Genomic DNA, 22340 nt, shown 5'->3' with positions numbered 1-22340 from the left:
ACGTTCGGGGGGCGGTAACGCCCAGGGAGGGTGTCCGCCCGGCCTATGGCGTGGTCGGCGGCGTCAGCGGGGAATGGCGACGCCCCGGAAATGGAAGCCGACGAATTTCGGAACCTTTGGCAGGTAGCCCGCTTCCAGGTCTTGAATGCCGAAGCCGGTACGCTCGATGAGGTCGGGGATGGCGCGGTTGAGATGGCATCCGCCGGCCATCCGGCCCCACCAGGGATCGGCGCGATCCTGCCACTGTCGCACGGCCTCATCGGGCGCCATGCCGTGCTCGCAGAACAGCAGCCGACCGTTCGGCTTGAGCACTCGGCGTATCTGCTCGAGAGCGCGATGCCAGTCCGGAATCGTGCACAGGGTATAGGTGAGTACCACAGTGTCCACGCTGTCGGTTTCCAGCGGGATTTCCTCGCCCGGCAGGTCCAGCCAGCGTACCTCGAACGGCGCGTCGGCGACGCCGCGGCGGGCCTTGCGGCGCATGCCCGCGGAGGGTTCGAGTCCCCACACCAGTTCGACTCGCCGGGGATCGTAGTGGGGCAGGTTGAGCCCGGACCCCATGCCGACCTCGAGGACTCGCCCTTGTGCTTCCGGCACCAGGGCCGCTCGCTGTCGCTCGATCACCTTGTTGCCACATGCCAGGTGAAGGAGGTGAGGCAGAACACGATTCTCGTAAAAGGACATCAGGCATTGCCAACCATTGCGGATTGCATCCCGATTCTCGGGGGCTGCCGGCACTCTACCATGCCGTTGCCTCCCGTTGTCCGATGGTCGTGCCCGGTACCTGTTCAGGACCGCGGCTTGCTCTCGCTCTCGTGACGAGACGTGTCGACAAACGGCTGGATCAACAGGCGATCCAGCCTGAGGGCGCGGGCGTTCCGGAACGCCTCGAGGCCGATCGTCATGCCGAGGTGGCCGGCAGCGGGTTGGGCGCGGTAGGTGCCGAACAGGTGGTCCCACCAGGGCAGGTTGAAGCCGAAGTTGCTGTCGGTCTCCCGGGGGATGATCGAGTGATGCACACGGTGCATCTCCGGAGTGACCACGAACCGCCGCAGGTGCCGGTCGAGCCAGCCGGGCAGGCGCACATTGCCATGGTTGAACATCGAGGTGGCATTGAGCACGACCTCGAAGATCAGCACCGCGAGCACCGGTGCGCCCAGCGCTGTAACCGCGGCAAGCTTGATGACCATCGAGAGCAGAATCTCCAGGGGATGAAAGCGGAGTCCGGTGGTCACGTCGAATTCGAGATCGGCATGGTGCATGCGATGCAGTCGCCAGAACCAGGGCACGGCATGGAACAGCCGATGCTGGAAGTAGATGGCCATGTCCAGCGCCACGAACGACACCACGACTGCCAGCCAGCCCGGAGACGCCAGGGTGTTGAACAGCCCCCAGCCACGCTCGGCCGCGACATGGGCGGCTCCGACGGCTGCCAGCGGGAAGACCAGGCGTACCGCCAGGGTGTCGAGTGCCACGATCATCAAGTTGTGTGGCCAGCGCTGCCGGCGGGAGTAGTGCTGGGGCCGACGCGGTGCGGCGATTTCCCAGAGTGCCATCGCCGCCAGGACGCCGGTGAAGACGCCGAGCCGGATCGCCGGTTCATGCATCAATATCGTGTCGATCATGGCGTTCACCGGTTGGCTGGAAATGGAGAAAGTCCATTTTCCCCAGTATTGCCAGGGCCGGGAAGAGATCAACCCCGGTGGGAGGAGGCCACACCGGGGTATCAGGTCAAGGTGTTGGATGATTCCAACTGGCGGACGACGACTCAACGCTCAGGGAGCGCAGCAATTAAAAGGCGTAGCTGACGGTGGCCTTCACGCTGCGTTCGGCGCCGAAGTAGCAGTACTGCAGCGAGTTGCAGGAGGCCACGTATTCCTTGTCCAGCAGGTTGTTGACGTTGATACGACCGGTAACGCCCTTCAGGCCGACATTGGCGAAGTCGTAGCTCAGGGCGGCGTCGACCAGGGTGTAGTCCGGCACTGTCTCGGTGTTGGCACGGTCGGCCTGGATATCGGCGCGGTAGCGAACGCCGAGGCCGGCACCGAGACCGGCGAGCGTGCCGCCGTGGAAGCGGTAATGGCCCCAGACCGATGCCTGGTGACGCGGCGCATAGATGGCGCGGTTGCCTTCGTTGCCGTCGTCGCTCTTGGCATAGGTGATGTCGGTGAAGCTGTAGCTGGCCTGCAGGCGCAGGTTGTCGGTCAGTTGGGTGTGGGCCTCGAGCTCGACGCCCTGAGACTCGATCTCGCCGATGGCCTCGTAGGGATCGGCGGGCTGCTCCTTGGTGGCCACGTTCTCCTGATCGATATGGAACAGCGCCAGGCTGTAACGGTCCTGGGTGCCGTTGGGCTGGTACTTCACCCCGGCCTCGAGCTGCTGGCCTTCCATGGGCTTGAGCAGGTCGCCGTTTTCGTCGACGAAGCTGGTCGGCGTGAAGGCGGTCGAGTAGCTGATGTAGGGCGAGACGCCATTGTCGAACGCATAGAGCAGGCCGGCGCGGCCACTGAACTGGGTGTCGTCCAGGTTGCTGGTGGCGCCGCTGTCCTTGTCGGTGTTCTCGATGTCGACCCAGTCGTAGCGGCCGCCGAGAGACAGGCGCCAGTTGCCGATGGCCATCTGGTCCTGGATATAGACCCCGGTCTGGCTCAGTTCGTGACGCTCGTCGGCATAAACGGAAGCATCGCCGGTGAGACTGCCGCTGTACTGCGGGTCGAACGGATTGATGGAGGAAGCCCCAGTGGTGGAATGCACCACATCGTTCTTGCGCTTCTGATAATCCACTCCGAGCAGCACGGTATGGTCGATGAAGCCACTGTTGAGGTTGGCTTCGACTTGGTTATCCAGTGTCCATGCCTGGAGTGACTCCTCGGCGCCGTAATAAGCGCGGGAAAGCTCATTGGTTTCATCGATCCAGCCCAACTGCGCGACCTGATCCATATGAACATCGGTATTCAGGTAGAGCAGCTTCTGGCGCGCTGTCCAGTCGTCGTTGAAGCGGTGTTCCAGGTCGTAGCCGATCAGGCGCTGGGTGCGCTCGAACTTGTCGTAGTCGTCCTCGCCGTCGAAGAAGTTGTTGTCGATCTTCCGGCCGTTACGACTTTTCACCGCGCCTTCATAGGGCACGCCGGAGTGATAGCCGCCCTCGGGATCCTTTTGCAGATAGGCGTGCAGGGTCAGGCTGGTGGCATCGGTGATGTCCCAGGTCAGTTGAGGGGCGATGGCATAGCGCTTTTCCTCGACCGGGCCGAACTGGGTGTCGGCGGCGCTGGCCTTGCCGGTCAGGCGGAAGGCGAGGCGGCGTTCGTCGTCCAGCGGTCCGGTGAGATCGAAGGCGGCACTGCGCTGGGCATTGTTGCCCACGCCGACACGGATCTCCCCGCTGTCCTCGAACTCGGGCCGCTTGCTGGTCATCGAGACCAGGCCGCCGGGAGATGCGCGACCATAGAGTACCGAGGCCGGTCCCTTGACCACCTCGAGGTTGTCGAGGAAGTAGGGATCGATGACCAGCGAGCTGTAGGAATTGGCATCGCCCATCAGCTTGAGGCCGTCGAGGAAGGTGTTGCTCAGGCTACCGTCGGAGAAGCCGCGCATCACGATGTAGTCGTAGCGATTGGAGGCGCCGACCTGGTTGGCGTAGACCCCCGCCGTATAGTTCAGGGCGCGTTGTACTGTCTCGGCGCCTTTTTCCTCCCAGTCTTCGCGTTCGACCCGAGAGGTGGCCTGGGGCGTCTCGTTGAAGGGCGTTTCGGTCTTGGTCGCCGCCGTGCCGGTGACGGTCACGGTGTCGAGCTGTTCGGCCTGCTGGGCCTGGGCGATCAGGGTGGTACCGGAGGTTGCCAGGGCGATGGCAAGCGCCAGGGGAGTGGGTCGGAACATGCAGGGTATCCTGTGGGGTTATGCTGTTGTCGGACCAAGGAGGTTGAATATAATGAGAATTATTGCCTTTAATGGGCCGTCATGAGTATGCAGGGCGCTCACCTGCTTATGCGCGGTGCTCAGAGATGCTCGGCGAGGGAACTCGGCGCGACGCCGTAATGGCGTCGGAAGGCGGTGGCGAAGTTGCTGGCGTGGCGATAACCACAGAAATGGGCGGCCTGCTGCACGCTGAAGCCTCGGGTCAGGTAGTCGCGTGCCAGGCTGAGCCGGTATTCGCGCAGGTCGTCGAAGACGCTCTTGCCGAAGGCGGCGCGGTACTTGCGTCTCAGGCTGGCGGGGCTCATGGCGGCGAGCCTGGCCAGGGACTCGAGGCGGTGTTCCCGGGTCGGGTCGGCTCGCAGGGCCTCGCGGACCCGCTCGAGACGTTGTCGTTCGCCCGGGGGCGGGGCCGTGGCGGGTGGCGATGCTTGGCGGGTGTCGGGCAGTCCATGGGCCAGCAGTTGCAGGCTCAGGCCCTCGAGCTGCAGGCGTTGCGCGGTGTCGCCCAGGGGCGTGTCGATGGCCTCATCGAGGGCGCTGCGCAGTGTCGCCGGCAGGCGCCAGGCACGCATGCGCGAGCCCTGATAGGGAACGGATTCACCGACCAGGGCGGTCAGCCGGGATTCGTCGAGCCCCAGGGTCAGGGCGCGGATGCGTTGTCCGGCAGGTTGCACGGCGCCTAGACCGTGCCGGTCGTCGAGCTGGACGCTGAGCGCCATGCCGGGGCGCAGTGTCAGGCGATGCTGCGCCAGGCTGACCTCAGCCTCACCTTCCAGCATGACGATGATCGACAGCGGCGCCGGGACTCGGGAGCGAGAGTCGTAGCGTTCCAGCACTTCGATGTCGGAAGCCACCAACTGCATGCCGGGACCGGGAGTCAGTTCCTGCACCCGGCCGTGCAGCACGGTCCGTGGCCGGTCGTCCAGATGGGGGAAGTGGTAATCGATGCCGTAGTGCCGTCCATAGGCCCTGAGATCCTGCGAGGTATGCGCCCGGACGCGCTGGCACTCGGCAGAGAGGCTCGTCATGTCGCCTCCACCGGGCGACGCCGGCACTCCAGCGGACAGTTGCCGCAGTAACCGAGTTCGTCGATCAGGTAGCGGATGCAGCACAGCCGGCGCACCCGCCTGGGAGCGGCCTCGTCGTTCGCGTCGACATGGTCCGTTTCGACATGGTCTGTATCGACATAACGCACCGGCTGGTACAGCGGGTTGCGGCGTCCATCGGCCAGGGTGCGGGATGCCATCAGCCGCTGGGCCGGTTCAGTCATCGCCTCCGAGGCCATTGGGTGAGTCGGCAGGGCGCTGACGAAATACTCGAAGTAGTTGCCGGCATTGCTCCAGAACACCTTGGGCGAGGCCCCGGAATAGGCTGCCAGGCCTTCGATCAAGGGTGTCAGGTGATCATCGATCAGGGTGGTGAAACGTGCGGTGCCGTCCAGCTCGGCCAGGGGGCGGCCCTCATTCTTCAGGCACAGGCCTGCGATATGGCCTTCCGGCGCCAGGATCAGGCGCAGGTCGTCCAGCCCCAGGGGTAGGTCGCGCTCCAGGATCAGGTTGGCGGCCAGTGTCGTGGCGGCCAGGGTGGCGAAATGCCACTTCGTCCATAGCGAGACCAGGGCTCGGCGGTCACCACCGGGGTAGCGGGCGCTGAAATCGGCCATCAACGCTTCGAGGCGGGCCGGGTCCAGAAGCTCGGCGGCCGCAATGGTATCGGGCGTGGCGCGAGTCGATACGCGCGGTGGCGTCAACTGCTCCATGGGGCCGATGTACAGCGATGACAGCGCGAAGGACATGGGACACCGTCGAAGATGAAGGTGTCGGAATACTAAAACAAATGGGAATCGTTATCAAAATAACGGCGTGCTTGCGTGATGGCCAGGTGCAAAAAAGGGACGACTGGTGTCGTCCCCGAATATTGCCGCCACGCGGGATACTTGGCGGTGGGTGCTGGCAGGTCGTGGTTCAGTAAGCCATCGACCAGCCGAGCGTGAAGGTGCGCCCGCGTCCCTGATAGTCGTAGAGGTATTCCGGGCCGTAGTAGGGCGAGTAGAACATCGCCGCGCGCTGGCCCCAGACCGTGGAGTACTGCTTGTCGAGCAGGTTGGAGACGCCGAGGCTGAGTTCGCCCACCGGCAGGCGCTGGCTCAACGACAGATCCAGGGTGGTGTAGCCCTCGATCTCGCGGTCTTCGGCATCCTCCAGGTCGAAAGCATGGTTGGCCTGGAGACGCGCGGAACGCTCGCCATTCGGATCATGCCAGCCGACGTAGGCCGTGGCGGAGGAGAGCGAGGCATAGCGGGCGTCGCGCTTTTCCCAGTCGCCATCGTCGTTCTTCTGCTCGGAACGGACCATGTGCAGGGTGCTGCCGACCTCGAGGCCATTATCGAAATAACGGGTCACCGAGCCTTCGAAGCCGTAGTCACGCTTCTTCTGATCGATCACGCTGACGCTGAGGTCCTCGGCGTTCTCCACGGCCTTGTCCGACCAGGCGTAATAGAGGGCCGCCTGGGTCATCCAGTCGGCTCCGCGATAGCGCCAGCCGATCTCGACCTGATCGGTCTTGATGGCGGAAAGCGGGTTTTCGGCCACGTTCACCTCGGCGCTCTTGCCATAGTACTTGGCCGGGTCGGGCAGCTCGAAGCCCTGGCTGAACTGCAGCCAGTTCTGGTGGCCATTGCCATAGTCGTAGAGGGCGCTGGCGTTGACCAGGGTGGCGTCATAGTCATTCTTGCCGCCGGGAATGCCCTTGAAGTCCTCGACCTCGACGTCCATGTGCTGCTGGCGCACGCCGGCGGAGAGCTTAAGCCCTTCGGTGACCTGCCATTCGCTCTGGGCAAAGGCGGAGATGCCGTCGACCTGGTAGCTCGGATAACGCGGCTCTGTCCCGGCATCCCGTTGTACCAGGCCGCCGCTGGCGTCGGAGGCCGCCTTGCTGAACGACATCTGGTTGGCGTCGAAGGTTTCGCGGTCCAGGTCCATTCCGTAGGTCAGCGACAGGTTGTCGGTCAGGTCGGCATCGAACAGTGCCTTGAGCCCGGAAAGATCGGTGTTCTGCTTGGAGACCTTGAACTGATAGCCACCATCGACCGGATAGGGGAAGGCCTGGAAGCTGGCTTCCTCCTCACGATGATAGGCCTGCAGATAGAAGTCCTGGCCCAGCAGGTCACCATGGTGGTACTGCAGGTTGACCATCTTGCGGTCGGTGGCCGGGTCGCGGTCGGAGTCGTAGCCGTCGCGGATCTCGGCATCGTCGAGATTCGGCGTGGGGGCGTCCAGGTTGGGGAAGTAGACGCCGCGATCCCCCTCGTAGCCGGACTCGTAGATCTGAGCAGTGAATTGCAGGGTCTGCTGCTCGGCCAGGCGGATATCAAGGCTGCCCATTACATCGATGCTGCGGTTGTCCTGCAGATCGGTCTGGGCGATGTCGGGGAAGATTTCCTGGCCGTTGGCGTCGTAGTGGCGGCCATTGTCTTCGTAGGCAGCGGCGATGCGGCCCTTGACCTTCTCGGTGCCGCCACTGATCGATTGGGCGAGGCGGTAGCGCAGGTCGTTATCATCGTTGAAGCCGGAGGTCACGCTGGTCTCGGTGGCCAGGTGAAAGCCCTCGCGCTCGCCCTTCTTGGTGATGATGTTGATCAGACCACCGGTCGCGCCGCCACCGTACAGGCTGCTGGCACCGGAGAGCACCTCGACACGCTCGATATTGAACGGATCGATGGAATCGAACTGCCGCGAGATGCCACGCGAGCTGTTCAGCGAGACGCCGTCGATCAGGACCTGGACGGTGCGACCGCGCATGTTCTGGCCGTAGTTGGTGCGACCTTGCGGGGCGAGATCCAGCCCCGGCACCAGCTTGCCGAGTGCGGTCTTCAGATCGGCGCCGGCGCGTACCTGGTCCTGCAGTTCCTCCTGGCCGATCACCCAGACGGCACCGGGGATCTGGCTGATTTCGGAAGGTGTGCGCGAGCCGACCACGACCATGGTGTCTTGTTCGGTGGTCTCCTGGGCCAGTGCCAGGCCGGGCAGGGTGCCGACCAGTGCCGTGAGCCCGGCTGTCAAGCGTATGGAATGCATGTCGTGCCTTGTAATTTGTGTTGAGCAGAACGGAACGGAATGTTTCGGGACGGGCGGGATTATAATGAATGAACATGACTTTGATAAGCATTATCAACGGCGGGTCGGGGAACTTTTTGCACCTTTGGGCCTCGTAGGCGACTGAGGATTCACTATGTTCGCCAGGAGGCCGCATGACGCACGCCCGCATTCAACAGCAAGGCACCATTCACTGTTTCCCCGCCGGCTTGCGTGACGAGGCGGGCAAGCTGGTCAACGCCGAGGTATCTGCCGTGCTCTATGACGGCTCGCGGCTGCTGCTGGCCAGCGACAAGCCGATTCCCGGGGAAGGGCGTTCCGCCATCTTCGCCCTGTCGCTGAACGCCGATGGCCCCGATGACTCCCGGCTCGAGTACCTGACCACCGAACGGCTCAGGCAGGCCGTGAAGTACGAGGATCTGGCGCTGACTACCGACGGCCGCCATGTGCTGGCCACCACCGGTTTCGATCGCATCGATGCGGTGACCAACGATCTCAACGATTACAATCACCTGCTGATCTGGCCCTTGGGGCGCCCCGATGAGGTGCAGGTCGTGGATCCGGACCCACGCGATGGCGTGGAAGGGTCGCTGGAGCTGCGCCGCAAGCTGAATGGCGCCATCGGTCATCCGTATTACAAGATCGAGGGGCTCGCCGCGGTGCCGGGCGAACGAGGCGACGGCCTGCTGTTGTTCGGCGTGCGCGAGCAGGGCAATGCCCATGACGATTTCGAATACGTGAGCCGCCTGGTGGGCGCCCATTATCAGATCAACGATCAGGGCAACATCGAGTTCATCGATGCGGTACGCGAGCATTACCAGTTCGATCCCGACCAGCATGATGGCGTGCGCTTCGCGTGTGGCCTCTCCAGCCTGGAGTACGATCCCTATCACGCGCGGCTTTACCTGCTGACCAGCTTCGAGACCGAGGAAGCGGGCGAGGAGCGCATCGGCGGCTATCTGTGGGTGGTGGAACTCGATGACTTCCGCGAGGGCCGGGCGCCCGAAATGGTGACCACGCCCGACGGCGCGCCGCTGGAGTTCGAACACAAGGCCGAAGGCCTGGCGGTACTCGATCGTGAGCGCCTGTTCGTGGCCTACGACAACGACCGCAACATGGAACTCGGCAGCGTCGATGAACGCGACGAGCGCCACGCCTGCGAAGCTCCCTACACCATCCTCGGCCTCGTTTGAACGAATCGCCGCTGGCCTCGGCCGGCGGCTTTCGATATCATGCGTCACCGCTGATGCGGGCCTATAGCTCAGTTGGTTAGAGCAGGGGACTCATAATCCCTTGGTCGCTGGTTCGAGTCCAGCTGGGCCCACCAATAAAATCAGCATTTTACGAATTCTCTCTGGTGAGTCCCATAGTCCAAGGGTACAGTTTCGGTACAGTACCGATTCTTCAGTCCCCTGGAGATTTTCATGGCCACCATCGTCAAGACCCCTTCTGGTAGCTGGAAAGCCGTCATCCGCAAGACCGGCTGGCCCACCACCGCCAAGACCTTCCGCACCAAGCGCGACGCCCAGGACTGGGCACGCCGCACCGAAGATGAAATGGTGCGTGGCGTCTATATCCAGCGCAGTGCCTCGGAGCGCATGACGCTCGAGGCCGCGCTCAAGCGCTACCTAGCGGACGTTACCCCTACCAAGAAGCCCAGCACCCAGAAGAGCGAACGCCACAAGGCCAATACGCTGATTGAGCACCTGGGCAAGTATTCCCTCGCGGCCCTGACGCCGGAGTTGATCGCCAACTTCCGTGACACGCGGCTCAACAGCCTGGGGCGCCGGGGGCAGCCCATCAGCGCCAATACCGTGCGGCTGGAGCTCGCTCTGCTTGGCCATCTCTATACTGTGGCCATCCAGGAATGGGGTCTGGGCCTGACCTACAACCCCGTCCAAAACATCCGCAAACCCAGCCCTGGAGAAGGGCGCGACCGGCGCCTGAGCGCCGACGAGGAGAAGCGCCTGTTCGCCGTGCTCCGGCAGCACAGCAACCCCATGCTGGCCTGGATCGCCAGAATCGCCCTGGAGACGGGCATGCGCTCCTCAGAGATCCTGACCCTCACTCGCTCCCAGGTCGACGTGAAGCGCCGCGTGGTGCGCCTCACGGACACCAAGAACAACGAAGCTCGCTTGGTGCCGCTGACTCAGGCTGCCACGGAAGTGTTCAAGCAGGCGCTCAACAACCCCGTGCGGCCATTCGACTGCGACCTGGTGTTCTTCGGCGAACCTGGAAAGGACGGCAAGCGCGGCCCCTATGCCTACACCAAGCTCTGGAACCAAGCAAAGAAGCAGGCTGGGCTCGATGACTTTCGCTTTCATGACCTACGTCATGAAGCCGTCAGCCGGCTGGTGGAGGCGGGGCTATCCGATCAGGAGGTCGCCACGATCAGTGGTCACAAGTCCATGCAGATGCTGCGGCGGTATACACATCTAAGGGCGGAAGATTTGGTTGGGAAATTGGATAATATTACTGGATAGGAACCAAAAATAATGCTTTTTTTAATTTATGGCGACAGAAAAATTGATGGGTTGTGTGAACAAATTGAACCTGTGAATGGACAAAAGCCATATATAAATTTAACAAAGGTTTTTTTGATGTTTTGATAAGGATTGGTAGTCTTGATGCATGATATTGGTGTTTTTTATTAGGGCGCTGGAGTCATATTTTTGTTTATATTAGTATTTTATTGCTAGGTGTTTAAAATTCATCCTGACCTAGTCTCGATGTATCGTATGAGAATAAGTCTTGTAAAAGAGTATTCTTGACCTGAAGCTTTCGCTCATCTGCGATCACCAATTGCTGCATAAATTCTTCATCGTCGCTCATCCATGGTGCCCAATAAGAAAAACCTTGTTTCGAAGACTTAGGTGCTCTGAATTGGGAAGAAATCCAGTTCTGGAGCGGTCTTATCAATCCATGACGCTTCAGCAGTTCCCGCGTGTCAGGTAGTGACATGCAGCCCTCCATGAGCACTCGTAAAGCAGCGGAGTTACCTTCTCCCTGTAATATCCAGGAACGGCACACTCGTATTGAAGCAATAAGCGTTTCTAATCCAGGAGAATGGCTTTTGGAGCGCCCAAAGAGGTATGTATTTTGAAAGCTGATGACTCGTGCGAGGGTTACGTCGTCAAAGAAAATTTTACTTAATGTATCTTCTTTTGGCCAGTCCCCGCTTGGCATCATGCGATCAGCCAGCCGAAAGTCAGATGGTGTAATACTACCCCACAGGGCGTCCCATAGTGGCATTTCGAGTGGCCCGATGTTGTACACGTGTCGTGCTGCTTGGAATATTTCGTCCTCCGCTTCCAGAATGTCTTGCCCTGGTGAGATATCTCCACGTCGATATCGATATATCGTGGCTTGATCAAGGTCGCTCAATGGTAGCCAGCACTCGCACATTTCTCTGGGGCTCATTTCTCCTGCCAAGAAGTGGTACCAAGCGATTGTCTTCATTCTCTCGCACTCATGGCGTTGTGGACGCCCACGGTTTCGGCACGGCTTGGTTTCCTTTTGCGTGAAACTCGAGGTTTTTATGCCTTTATCCATGGTGAAACCTTTCGTTAAATGGTGGTTACCGAAGCCTATCGTATCATTAGAAACTCGAGACGTGGTAACCAGGAGGAAGCTGATGACTACCGAAGAACAACTTCTCGAGCGTTACGGACCGTTGCTCTCTTTGGTCGAACTATCTGAATTGCTTAAGCGTAGTCCAGATGGTCTCCGAATAGCTTTGAGTAGTCAATCTGAGTTCGCTGTGAAATGGAATTCCGCCAAGCGGAAGGTGGGAAGGCGTGTTTATTTCCGCGCAAGTGACGTTGCTGAGCTTATTGACGAATCTTGAGGGCCACTATGGACGATACTGTCATCGACATGGGACGAGGTATGCCATGGCAGCGATAGATGCATCCCTATTGCCGGCGTTGCTGGGGCGTACTGTTGCGTATCATGCTGTTTTTACTCTCCTTCCAGGAGTGACGGTAACCGGGGCCGTTTTTCTCAGTCAAGCGTTTTTTTGGACGAGAACCCCCACTGTCCAGAAACGCAATGGATGGTTTTATAAGAGTCAGTCTGGGAATGAGGACAGCTGGGAATCCGAGACTGGGTTATCACCAAAACAGCAGGTGTCAGCGCGCCGCTCACTATCGGCTATTGGCGTGTTGGAAGAAGATCGCAGAGGTGTTCCGGCAAGGACATGGTATCGGATCAATTGTGACCGCCTCGCCCAGCTTTTAGCTGAGGCACTGGATGATAATGGGCCTGAGGGTTCTGGGATTTCCCAGACTCTCCCAAAGGGAGAATCTAGAAGCTCCCTTACGGAGAACCTTGATTCTCTTTGTAGGATGCCCTTGGTGCGACCAAAGGTTGGAACTATTACAGAGATGACTACAGAGAAGACTACAGATAAAAAAAGTTCGGGTCTGACACGAGCAGAGTTGGCGGAGCTTTTGGGCCAGCAGCAAGCCGACCTCATCGCCAGGCGTTACGGGAGTGATCTAGTTGGCACCGCTGCGGTGGAGGCGATGCGCGAAACATTGAAGGGACTCGACCATGAGCAATGACGAGATGAGACGGCGCGGCAACGGGGATGACGGCCCCGGCAACCGCACCTAACCACAACTGCCTGACCAGGAGGCAATTATGGCTAATTAAGAGTGTATCACAGACAACGACCTTTCCCGATTGGTGCGGGACCAGGAAGTCGAGCGTCTCTATCTTGATAACGAGATCAGAACGCTGATAGCCATCGCTAGTCATGCTCGCGACTACCTGGATGAGGGAGCCATCCTGCCCCCCAAGGATTTCACAACCTGCGTCGAGGAACTGACCGAGGTAATGGAATCCATTGATACGAAATCATTGCAGTATGAGAAAAGGGCGCTGACGCTCCAGCGGAAACGTAGCCGCCTGCGAGACAAGCCCGCGCACCACTAGGAGACCGAATCATGAACATAAATTTTTCGTGCGCACGAAAAATGGTCGCCGGTTTGGCCCTGGCGACCTCCATCGGCCTGTCCCAGCCGATGATGGCCGGCGGGATTCCGGTCATCGATGTGTCGAACCTGACTCAGTCGATTGCACAGGTCCAGCACATGCTGAACCAAATCGACAAGATGAAACGCCAACTCGCGACGGCTAACCGGCAACTGGACAACATGAGCGGGTCTCGCGGCCTGGCGAATGTCATTGATTCCGTTTACGACCGAACAGTGAAGGTCGACCCGGAAGACGTCCTGAACCGCTACGGCATTCAAGGTAGCGGCGATCTCGGCTTGTCGGGTGATGCTGGCGAGCTTTACGACGCCGGCAACAATCATGCGGCCGAGTGGCTGGCTCAGTCCCAAAAAAGCCTGGAACAGGCCCAGGAACGCTTCAGCGAGCTGACCGGCCTGGTGGCCCAGGTCAACAACAGCCCGGACCAGAAGGACATTCTGGACCTTCAGGCACGCATTGGCGCCGAGGAAGTGCTGCTGCAAAACGAGATGGCCAAGCTGACCATGCTGCGCTCCGTGGCTACGGCCAACCAGGCCGTTCAGCAACGACGAGCACGGCAAATGCGTATCCAGAACTCGGGCGAGCCGTTCGAGCTAAAATGGTAAGGAGACAAATGATGGGTTTTTCGTGCGCACGAAATTTTGCCGCTGTGGCCCTGGTCAGCGTCGCGTTGACCGGGTGCTTCGACGACACCCCGGATACCGGAACAATCAAGCCCGTGGACTGGTACAAAGCGCATGACGCCGAGCGTCAAGTGATGCTGGAAAAATGCGGTAATAATCCAGGCGAACTGAAAGACGATTCCAACTGCATTAACGCTCGGCAGGCGATGAAGTTGCTGAGTAGCGGCGAGGAATTTGAACTCGATCTGTCGACCCTGGAAGACGGGGAGGATTAGCCATGAATGTGTTCGAGGGCATTTTTCGGATTGTAGACAATACACTGGACGGCTATGTCTACAGCACCGTAGGTGATTTGATCGCCTTCCTCAGCCCCATTTTCACCTCCATGTTGATCATTTGGATCGCCATCTGGGGCTACGCAATGATGTTCGGCAAGGTCGCTGAGCCCCTACAGGAAGGGGTTTTTCGGATTCTACGCATCGGCTTTATCATGGCCCTGGGCCTGACTGTCGGCACCTATATGGATGTCGTCGTGGATATGTTGGCCCAAGGTCCGGGGACCGTCGCTGCTGTTGTGACTGGCACCGATGGGGGATCTGCCCAGCTCCTGGATCAGCTATTCTCCCGCGTACTGGGGCTGGCAGATGAAGCATGGGAGGAAGCCGGGGTCCTCGATGGGGACTTTGGCATGTACCTGGTCGGCGCCCTGATTATGGTATTTGGTGCCGCCGTCACCGTCATCGTGGCATTCTTGATCCTAGCCAGCAAAATTGTGACGGCTGGCCTGCTCGCTGTCGGGCCGTTGTTCATCATCGGCCTGCTGTTCAATGCAACTCAGAAATTTTTCGAGGCCTGGCTGGCCCAGGTCATGAATTTCGGCATGATCCTGATCCTGGGTTCATCTATTGGCCGGATGGCTGTCGACACCAGTGAGGCATTCATGACCCTGGTTGAGTCGTCTACCAGCGATATGACCAGCATGACCTCAGCCGCATATCTGTGCGCATTTTTTTTCCTCGCCGGCCTGGTCATCAAACAGGTACCGGCCATCGCGTCAGGTCTAGGCGGTGGGGTCGCCCTGGCAACGCAGGGAGCGTTGTCGTCTGCGATGAGCTCCATGCGGCCTACCACGATGCGTCGTCAGGCTCGCCGTGTTAGCCATGACGCCCGTCTGGCGGGAAGTGCTGCTGCTGCCCCTGCCAAAGGCGCCTACAAGGCCGGCAAAGCTGCCCATCGGGCATACCAGAAACGCTTCGGTGCGAACACCATCACGGGAGGATAACGGCATGGAGGGGAAAAAGGGTATCTGGCGCGCCCGTTGGGCACGCATTCAACGTGGGTGGGACCTGGTGTTTTCTGGCCTGTTGCTGGTCATGGGAGTCACGCTATTCGTGGCCCTGCTCCCTGGACTGCCTGACATGATCTGGAATGCATTGACCGGCGATGGCGAGGCCGTCCGAACCTTGTTCGTCGGTGGAGCTGGCGTGGCCGTGTGCGTTCTCCAGTGGCGATGGCGCAATGCGGTTTATCCCCATCTTCGCCGCGATGCGCGGGGGAAACGCTCATGACGCCGAATGAGGATCCTGGGTGGCGGCGGCTGACCCCGGCCGAGATTGAGGCTCTGCGGCAAGAGATGCGACAGGACGGGCAGTGGGCAAAGGCCGAACTAGCCAAGCGTCGGCGCGAACATGCTGAGCCACCGGCTGGATCGAGTCTCGCAAGGAGCGGGACTTTTGTGGGCCCCAGAAACAACGACTAATGGGGAGTACTTGCGGTCGCTGGGCTGTAATGTTTTTCGTGCGTACGAAAAGATTGGGGGACTTGAGACCTAGGGCTAGGGCAGCGATATATCCGCAGCTCCGGCGTGATACATCTTAGGAGGAGACCCAGTGAGCTACCATCGTTTGACACCCGAGGAGATCGAGGACCTGCGGGCTGAGATGCGTGCCGCTGGCCATTGGATGAAAGCTGAAATGGCCAGGCGTCGGCGCGTGCGTACTGAAACTGAAGCTTCACCACCGGGAGCCGGATCAACCGAGAGTGTTCAAAGTCCCTCCCCTATGTCTAATGGCGGAGCCTCTGGATCAGCCCCAGGCAACGAGTAGGTTTGAGACAGGTCCGTCCGTATTACTAATGGCGAAGCCTAGCGCTCTTACCTGTTGCTGTTTATCCCATTTGGAATGCCAGCCATTTTTCGTGCGTACGAAAAGAATGTATGGATTTAGAGCTAGGGCAGGATTCGGCAAGTGCTGGCGTATGCCGGCAAACTTGCCTAGCCCACCTCTCAGCGGTGGAGAAAACTGGACTATGCCGAGAGTTGAAGCACGCCTGACAGAAATCGAGAAGAACGCCTGGGCGCAGTTCTGCAAGGCCAACGGCCTACGCGAGTCGGACATGCTGCGGCGAATGATTCAGCGCGTTGCCGGCAGGGCTGTGACTGTAATGGCGGACGACCAAGAGGACGAAGCTAGGTCCCGAAAGCTCACCATCCGCCTATCACCCACTCAGGAACGCTGGCTAACACAACGTGCTCAAGAGGAGGGCTATCCCAGCCGTACCAGTTGGGTCACGTCGATGGTCATGGCTGAACTGTATCAAGAGCCCGTGCTGACGGACGCCGAGGTGGCCGTCTTGCGGGAGTCAAACAGGGAATTGCGTGCCATTGGTAAAAACCTGAACCAGGTCGCCAAGGTTTTGAACATCGAATTTCGTGAGAGCGACAAGCTCAAGCGAGAGGCCATCGAGGCGCTGGCCGAGAGAATTGAGCAGCACAAGGACCGGGTGGCCAGTCTGCTGTCCAGGAACATGAATCGATGGAGGGATGATGGATAAGCCGGAAGTCGTCGTGCGGATAGTCAGTAATGCATACGATGCGGACCAAGTTGAGAGCGATTTGCTTCGCATCAGTAAGAACGGAGCAGTGGAGCTTGAGGACGAAAGCGGCCAGTTCTCTTTCACGGAAGATATGGTCCGTGACTTGGCTAGAGACTGGTCGAGGTTTCAAGGTCTGCAGCGCAAGAACTCTCGTTATACCACCAATATCGTTCTGTCGATGCCGGCCGGAACCGACCCGCAGGCGCTAAAAAGGGCCTCCCAGGCGTTCGCCAAGCGGCAATTTGGTCAGAATTATCAGTATGCCATGGCCCTGCACACGGACACCGACAATCCGCATGTCCAACTTACGGTGCGGAATCTTGGCAATGATGGGCGTCGGTTGCATGTGGCGAAGGGCGACCCGCAGAAGTGGCGGGAGGTCTTTGCAGACGAGCTGGAACGGTGCGGGGTGGAAGCGAAAGCCACATTAAAGGCCACCCGAAGGAGGAAAGATGGGTAGTCTGGCTGACGACACGATTGCTGACCTGCTGGAAGGCCCGGTCAAGAGCAAGGGCGGACGAACCGGCAATCATGCGCGTGCCCGGCGAGTTGTGAACTATGCGCCCGAGGTCATGGTGAAGATCACCGGTAATGCCAAGGGAGCCGATCATGTCCAATCCCACTTGGACTACATCAGCCGCAATGGCAACCTGGAGCTCGAGGACGAACATGGCGATGTGATCAAAGGGAAAGACGAGGTTCGCGCCCTGGCCAAGGATTGGGCGCAGGACCAGGGCAAACGCCGGAAGAACACCCGCGACACGACCAACATCATCATGTCCATGCCGGCCGGCACTGAGCCGCGTGACGTGAAGAATGCCGTCCGAGCATTCGCCAAACGACAGTTTGGCCAGAATCATCAGTATGTCATGGCGCTGCACACCGACACGGATAGCCCCCACATCCACCTGACGGTGAAGAGCCTGGGCTATGACGGCCGTCGGTTGAACGTGAAGAAGGGCGACCCGCAGAAGTGGCGAGAGGCCTTCGCCACTGAGCTGGAGCGCCGAGGGGTTGAGGCCGAGGCCACACCGCGTGCCACCCGTGGCGTGATCAAGAAGGGCGTTAGCCAAGTGGTGCACCACATTCGCGAGAAAGGCCAGACGCCACAGGTGGACCAGGCGAAGGTCCGGGAGGTCCTTGAAGACTTCCGCGACCAGCGAGCCGGTCAAGCACCGAAGCCACGCCCTTGGGAGGACCGTATTAAGGAGCGCCAGACCTATGTTCGCAAGGCCTGGCTGACGGCGGCCCAAGATTTGGCTCAGAGCCACGACTCCGATGACCAGGAACTGGCCAAATGCATCACGGCTTTTGTAGGCTCCATGCCTTCTATGAAGACCAAACGACACGAACTTCAGGAGAAGATTGTGGAGCGGCTACAACGGAGTGCTCAAACGTGCCAGGGGAAAGTGGAAGGTAGAGCTCAGGATTATCAAGACGAACGATAGGCGAGTCTTGGTGGACACCTGTCTCTGCAACACAACTGGGAGCGCATCCCCTCCACGTCGTATGGCCTCAGATGAAATAACTGTGTTGTGGGGGTATGTCCAAGATATCATCTTTGCCGCGGGATGAGCTGAAACGGAGAATAAGAATCGAGTGGCCAGAACTAAAGTGGTCTGGTGATTTCGGATGGTTTTGTGGTGCTTTTATGAGGAGTGATATGTTGTTTTTTAGATTTTTTAAAAAGTTTTTTAAATGGTTTTGGCCAGTATTGCTCGGTGCTTTTTTAGTTGTGGGAGGGATGAAAGATTTCTTGGGTTTTTATAAGGATTTTTTAAAGCAGAAGAGGGCGGAGGATGGCTTGAAGATGATGAATTCTGGGGTTTCTATTAAACATGTAGAGTCTGTTTTTGGTGCCCCTGTTTTAGAGAGTCATGATGAGAGTGGAGATCTTGCTGAATACGTATATTCATTTAAAAGGTTTTATCTGCAGGTTGTGTTTAATGAAATTTATAATCAAGTGGTTTTTTATGCAGTGACTTCTAAGGATTCTGGTTTTAAACCGAGGGTTCCATACGTGAATGGTAGCCTAGGCATGAAGTTTTCTGAAATTTCGGAAGCTTATGAAGCTCCAGAGGCAGCGCTTTCATCAAAGTATTTTCAATATAGTGAGGGAGTCTATTTGGGTAATCCAGGGAATTATCGCAATATTTATTTGGCATACAATCCTCTGGGTGTGAGCTATGGAGATATTAGCCCTCTCCCATTTGATCAAACCCCAATTCCGTCAAGAGAGGTGCTGGAAGACTTTCGTGATACTACACACCCCAATACATATGGTGTTGGAAGCATCTTAGGAACAATGAAAGGAGAGGAAACTAAATTTGGTGTTGGTGTAGAATATTTTTCATCGAGAGATCTCCCTGAGCATCAATATTAAGGCAAGGCTTGGCTGTTCTCTTCCTAGTGGCTTAGGAATCAGTTATCGCGTCGGGTGGTGCCGCACTGAGAGGCTCCGAAATGGCTAGAACAACCAATATGGCTGGTGAAGTTAGCACCGTCAAAGCGGCCTTTGAGAAGGCCTAGGCGGCCACGTCCGGGAGGTCAATGCCTGGCTTTGGCGGCAGTGGAGGTGATAATAGTGGTAGCTGGAGTGGTAGCCGTTCTGGCGGCGACAACGCTGGCACAGGTGACACCTCGTCTGCCTAGGCAGCAGGCTTTTCCAGTTCTGGCTCGTTGGGTGGCGGGGGAGTGGCAGATATAGCCGGACAGCCTCTCTGGCGACAGGAACGGCTGTTGAGCTGGCTAAGATAGCAGGTAGATAGGCTGGTCGCTGAAGCCAGCGGGCACAGACTCAAGTCTTCTTTGACTCTGATCTGTGCTGTTGCTGCCCCCAAGCGTGCATAATTGCTAGATGTATGAGTATGAAAAATTCATAACCGTCTGTTTATAAAGGGAAGTTTATAGGGAATGCTGGTCTATAACGCCACCAAGCAGCAGTTTATCGACGATGTGCGAGCCAACGTCATCACCGACGCCATCGAGAACGAGGTGGCACGCAGGCTGAACCGCAACTCGCCGCGCAGTGAGGTGACGTCGTGGGAGAACTCCCTGCGCTTCATGATGAGCGTTCTGCTCGACGAGGGCATTCCCGCATCGGCGGGAGTGGCCATTGAGTACAACATTCCGCTGACCAATCGCCGTGTGGACTTCATCCTGACTGGCAAGAACCACCAGCGGGACGATGCGGCGGTCATCGTGGAACTGAAACAGTGGCAGTCCGTCGAGGTGACGAAGAAGGATGCCATCGTGCGCACCCAGCTGGGCGGCGGCGTGCGCGAGACCAACCATCCGTCGTATCAGGCGTGGTCCTATGGCGCGCTGATAGAGGACTACAACGAGACGGTACGCTCCGAGTCGATCCGCCTGGTGCCTTGCGCCTACCTGCACAACATGAAGCAGGGGCACGCCATCAATGATCCCTTCTACGAGCACCACACAAGCCGTGCCCCGGTCTTCATCTCGCAGGATGCCTTGAAGCTCTCGAAGTTTCTGAGCCAGCACATCAAGTACGGCGACAGCAACGCCATCATGTATCGCATCGAGCACGGTGTGATCAAGCCGAGCAAGAACCTGGCGGATGCGCTGGCATCGATGATGCAGGGCAACGCCGAGTTCCTGATGATCGACGAGCAGAAGCTAGTCTATGAAACCGCGCTCGATCTTGCGCATCGTGCAGGCAGCGGCAGCAAGCAGTGCCTGATCGTGCAGGGCGGGCCGGGTACCGGCAAGTCGGTGGTGGCCATCAACCTGCTGGTGGAGCTGACGAAGCGCGAGATGATGACCCAGTACGTGTCGCGCAACTCGGCCCCTCGGGAGGTCTTCAAGAAGAAGCTGACCGGGACGCGCAAGAAGACCCACATCGACAACCTGTTCAAAGGCTCGGGCAGCTACGTCAGCGCCGAGCCGGATACCTTCCATGCGCTGATCGTCGATGAGGCGCACCGCCTGAACGAGAAGTCCGGCATGTATCAAAACCTGGGCGAGAGCCAGATCATGGAGGTGATCGCTGCGTCACGCTTCTCGATCTTCTTCATCGATGAGGCGCAGCGTGTGACGCTGAAGGATGTGGGGACGGTCGAGGAGATCCGGCGGCGTGCGGCCGAGTGTGGCGCCGAGGTTCAGGAGCTTGAGCTAGCATCGCAGTTTCGCTGCAACGGCTCGGATGGCTACCTGGCCTGGCTCGATCATGCGCTGCAGATTCGCACCACGGCCAACACCGACCTGGAGGACATCGACTACGACTTCCAGGTGTTCGATGACCCGAGTGCCATGCGTCGGGCGATTCTCGAGAAGAACCGCAAGGCCAACAAGGCGCGCATGGTGGCGGGCTACTGCTGGCCATGGGCGAGCAAGAAGGACAAGCAGGCCATGGACATCGTGTTTCCCGAACATGGCTTCGCGGCCCAGTGGAACCTCGATGACGACGGCATGCTGTGGGCGATCGCCGATGGATCAGCAGAGCAGGTCGGCTGTATCCACACCTGCCAGGGGCTCGAATTCGACTACGTCGGCGTCATCATCGGCGACGACTTCGTGATTCGTGACGGCCGCGTGGTGACGGACGCGGCCAAGCGGGCAGGGCAGGACCGCTCGGTGCATGGCTACAAGAAGATGCTCAAGGAGCTGCCTGAGCATGCCCGTGCCCTGGCGGACCAGATCATCAAGAACACCTATCGCACGCTGATGACGCGGGGCCAGAAGGGCTGTTACGTCTATGCCACAGACCCCGAGACCCGAGAGTACTTTGCGGCCTTCGCTCGTGCGCAGGCGGCCACCGAGCATGCCGATCTGGCTGAAGAGGCCGAGACGCTGGATGGCTTGCATCTTCCCATCGTGACGCGTGATGAGGCAGTGCCGTTCGAGCGTCATGTGCCCGTGTACGATTTGAGCATCGCCGCCGGCGAGTTCAGCGAGATGCAAATCGCCGACGCCGAGCACTGGGTCGAGCTGCCGGACGTCATGCGTGCGAGCCCCGATCTGTTCGTCAGCCGGGTAGTGGGGGAGTCGATGAACCGGCGCATCCCCAATGGCGCCTGGTGCCTGTTTCGTACCAACCCCGGCGGCACTCGGCAAGGCAAGGTCGTCGTGGTGCAGCATCGCGCCATCGAGGACCCGGACCACGGCGGCAGCTTCACGGTGAAGCAGTATCAGAGCGAGAAGGTCGAGGAGTACGGCGAGTTCGTGAACCAGCGCATCGTGCTGAAGCCCCAGACCAACGCCTTCGGCTACAAGGACATTGTGCTCGAGGACGAGCTTGAGGACCTGAAGGTCATCGGCGAATTCCTCTCCGTGCTGTGAGCAAGCAGGCGGCCGGATAGCCGCCTATGCCGATGCTGGCTGGATAGCGAGCGGCAGAGCAGGCATGCTCACCGCTATCCGATACCGAAGAACCAGGTGAGCCCTAGATGTCAGACCCGTTCAAGCAGCTTCGTGACGCCATGGACCAGTTCGCCACCGAGCGCGACTGGGACCAGTTCCACTCGCCCAAGAACCTGGCCATGGCGCTGACGGTGGAGGCAGCTGAACTGCAGGAGTGCTTCCAGTGGCTGACCGAGGCGCAGTCCAGGGAGCTGGATGAGCAGCAACTGGCCGCCGTGCGCGATGAAATTGCCGATGTTCAGCTCTACCTGATCCGGCTGGCGGGCAAGCTGGACGTGGATATCGAAGCGGCATGCCGGGCGAAGATGGAGAAGAATGCGGAGAAATATCCCGCCGGCCAGGTGAAGGGAAGTGCAAAAAAGTACACGCACTATCAGGATTAATGTGATGTGTGGCCGCTTTGTCCCCTGTAGCGGCCTTCTCTGCTAGCTTCGTCCCTCAAGCTACC

At 59.1% G+C, this 22340-nt stretch carries 21 protein-coding genes and 1 tRNA gene; 15 read left to right on the top strand and 7 right to left on the bottom strand.

The annotated features are described in order from the left end of the window. Positions 1-63: 63 nt before the first annotated feature. From HELO_RS12760 to HELO_RS12735, 6 genes are all read right to left on the bottom strand, one after another. Positions 64-684: a class I SAM-dependent methyltransferase gene (locus HELO_RS12760; RefSeq protein ID WP_013333065.1), complete on the bottom strand. Its 621-nt coding sequence runs from the start codon at positions 682-684 to the stop codon at positions 64-66. Positions 685-788: 104 nt separating this feature from the next. Then, positions 789-1625, bottom strand: coding sequence for a sterol desaturase family protein (locus HELO_RS12755; protein ID WP_013333064.1), 837 nt, complete (start codon positions 1623-1625; stop codon positions 789-791). Between the two features lie 166 nt (positions 1626-1791). Beyond that, complete coding sequence (locus HELO_RS12750; RefSeq protein ID WP_013333063.1) at positions 1792-3879, bottom strand: TonB-dependent siderophore receptor; 2088 nt, start codon at positions 3877-3879, stop codon at positions 1792-1794. Positions 3880-3998: 119 nt separating this feature from the next. Next, on the bottom strand, positions 3999-4946 hold the full coding sequence (locus tag HELO_RS12745; protein ID WP_013333062.1) for a helix-turn-helix transcriptional regulator: 948 nt from the start codon (positions 4944-4946) through the stop codon (positions 3999-4001). After that, positions 4943-5713, bottom strand: a complete 771-nt coding sequence (gene fhuF, locus HELO_RS12740; protein ID WP_013333061.1) for a siderophore-iron reductase FhuF — start codon at positions 5711-5713, stop codon at positions 4943-4945. Before fhuF ends, HELO_RS12745 begins: the two co-directional genes overlap by 4 nt. Before the next feature lie 169 nt (positions 5714-5882). Further along, the gene (locus HELO_RS12735) at positions 5883-7994 is read right to left on the bottom strand and encodes a TonB-dependent receptor (RefSeq protein ID WP_013333060.1); all 2112 of its coding nucleotides are present in this window, start codon (positions 7992-7994) and stop codon (positions 5883-5885) included. Positions 7995-8167: 173 nt separating this feature from the next. Here HELO_RS12735 and HELO_RS12730 point away from each other — a divergent pair, with 173 nt between their 5' ends. From HELO_RS12730 to HELO_RS12720, 3 genes are all read left to right on the top strand, one after another. Then, positions 8168-9205 carry a hypothetical protein gene (locus HELO_RS12730; protein ID WP_013333059.1) on the top strand — a complete coding sequence of 346 codons (1038 nt, stop codon included), beginning with the start codon at positions 8168-8170 and terminating at the stop codon, positions 9203-9205. A gap of 57 nt (positions 9206-9262) precedes the next feature. Further along, positions 9263-9339, top strand: a tRNA-Ile gene (locus HELO_RS12725). 97 nt (positions 9340-9436) lie between these two features. Beyond that, the gene (locus HELO_RS12720) at positions 9437-10495 is read left to right on the top strand and encodes a tyrosine-type recombinase/integrase (RefSeq protein ID WP_013333058.1); all 1059 of its coding nucleotides are present in this window, start codon (positions 9437-9439) and stop codon (positions 10493-10495) included. A gap of 220 nt (positions 10496-10715) precedes the next feature. Here the strand turns inward: HELO_RS12720 and HELO_RS19205 are convergent, their stop codons facing one another. Next, on the bottom strand, positions 10716-11471 hold the full coding sequence (locus tag HELO_RS19205) for a hypothetical protein (protein ID WP_157953422.1): 756 nt from the start codon (positions 11469-11471) through the stop codon (positions 10716-10718). A gap of 175 nt (positions 11472-11646) precedes the next feature. Between HELO_RS19205 and HELO_RS12715 the strand changes: the two genes are divergently transcribed. The 12 genes from HELO_RS12715 (at position 11647) to HELO_RS12650 (ending at position 22275) form a co-directional block, all read left to right on the top strand. Next, entirely contained in the window at positions 11647-11859 is a 213-nt protein-coding gene (locus tag HELO_RS12715) for a plasmid-related protein (RefSeq protein ID WP_082995255.1), read from the top strand. A gap of 46 nt (positions 11860-11905) precedes the next feature. After that, the gene (locus HELO_RS19200; RefSeq protein ID WP_145924101.1) at positions 11906-12577 is read left to right on the top strand and encodes a hypothetical protein; all 672 of its coding nucleotides are present in this window, start codon (positions 11906-11908) and stop codon (positions 12575-12577) included. A 384-nt stretch (positions 12578-12961) separates the two neighbouring features. Next, entirely contained in the window at positions 12962-13615 is a 654-nt protein-coding gene (locus HELO_RS12705) for a type IV secretion system protein (protein WP_013333057.1), read from the top strand. 8 nt (positions 13616-13623) lie between these two features. Beyond that, the gene (locus HELO_RS12700) at positions 13624-13908 is read left to right on the top strand and encodes an EexN family lipoprotein (RefSeq protein ID WP_223287526.1); all 285 of its coding nucleotides are present in this window, start codon (positions 13624-13626) and stop codon (positions 13906-13908) included. 2 nt (positions 13909-13910) lie between these two features. Then, the gene (locus HELO_RS12695) at positions 13911-14915 is read left to right on the top strand and encodes a type IV secretion system protein (protein ID WP_013333056.1); all 1005 of its coding nucleotides are present in this window, start codon (positions 13911-13913) and stop codon (positions 14913-14915) included. Positions 14916-14919: 4 nt separating this feature from the next. Next, a complete protein-coding gene (locus HELO_RS12690) occupies positions 14920-15201 on the top strand; it encodes a hypothetical protein (protein WP_041602131.1) in 282 nt (93 codons plus the stop codon). A gap of 739 nt (positions 15202-15940) precedes the next feature. After that, entirely contained in the window at positions 15941-16465 is a 525-nt protein-coding gene (gene mobC / locus HELO_RS12675; RefSeq protein WP_013333055.1) for a plasmid mobilization relaxosome protein MobC, read from the top strand. After that, complete coding sequence (locus HELO_RS12670; protein WP_232519596.1) at positions 16455-16967, top strand: relaxase/mobilization nuclease domain-containing protein; 513 nt, start codon at positions 16455-16457, stop codon at positions 16965-16967. Before mobC ends, HELO_RS12670 begins: the two co-directional genes overlap by 11 nt. Continuing rightward, positions 16960-17955 (top strand): relaxase/mobilization nuclease domain-containing protein, encoded by a 996-nt coding sequence (locus HELO_RS12665; protein WP_013333053.1) that lies wholly within the window; start codon positions 16960-16962, stop codon positions 17953-17955. Before HELO_RS12670 ends, HELO_RS12665 begins: the two co-directional genes overlap by 8 nt. A 95-nt stretch (positions 17956-18050) precedes the next feature. Next, positions 18051-18890: an ETEC_3214 domain-containing protein gene (locus HELO_RS12660; protein ID WP_198410710.1), complete on the top strand. Its 840-nt coding sequence runs from the start codon at positions 18051-18053 to the stop codon at positions 18888-18890. 530 nt (positions 18891-19420) lie between these two features. After that, entirely contained in the window at positions 19421-21811 is a 2391-nt protein-coding gene (locus HELO_RS12655) for a DNA/RNA helicase domain-containing protein (protein WP_013333052.1), read from the top strand. Between the two features lie 107 nt (positions 21812-21918). Beyond that, on the top strand, positions 21919-22275 hold the full coding sequence (locus HELO_RS12650) for a nucleotide pyrophosphohydrolase (protein WP_013333051.1): 357 nt from the start codon (positions 21919-21921) through the stop codon (positions 22273-22275). Positions 22276-22340: the final 65 nt, after the last annotated feature.

The sequence above is a fragment of the Halomonas elongata DSM 2581 genome, from assembly GCF_000196875.2.
Taxonomy (GTDB): domain Bacteria; phylum Pseudomonadota; class Gammaproteobacteria; order Pseudomonadales; family Halomonadaceae; genus Halomonas; species Halomonas elongata.
The sequence above is the reverse complement of the archived record's forward strand: the minus strand, read 5'-3'. Positions and strand labels throughout refer to the sequence as shown.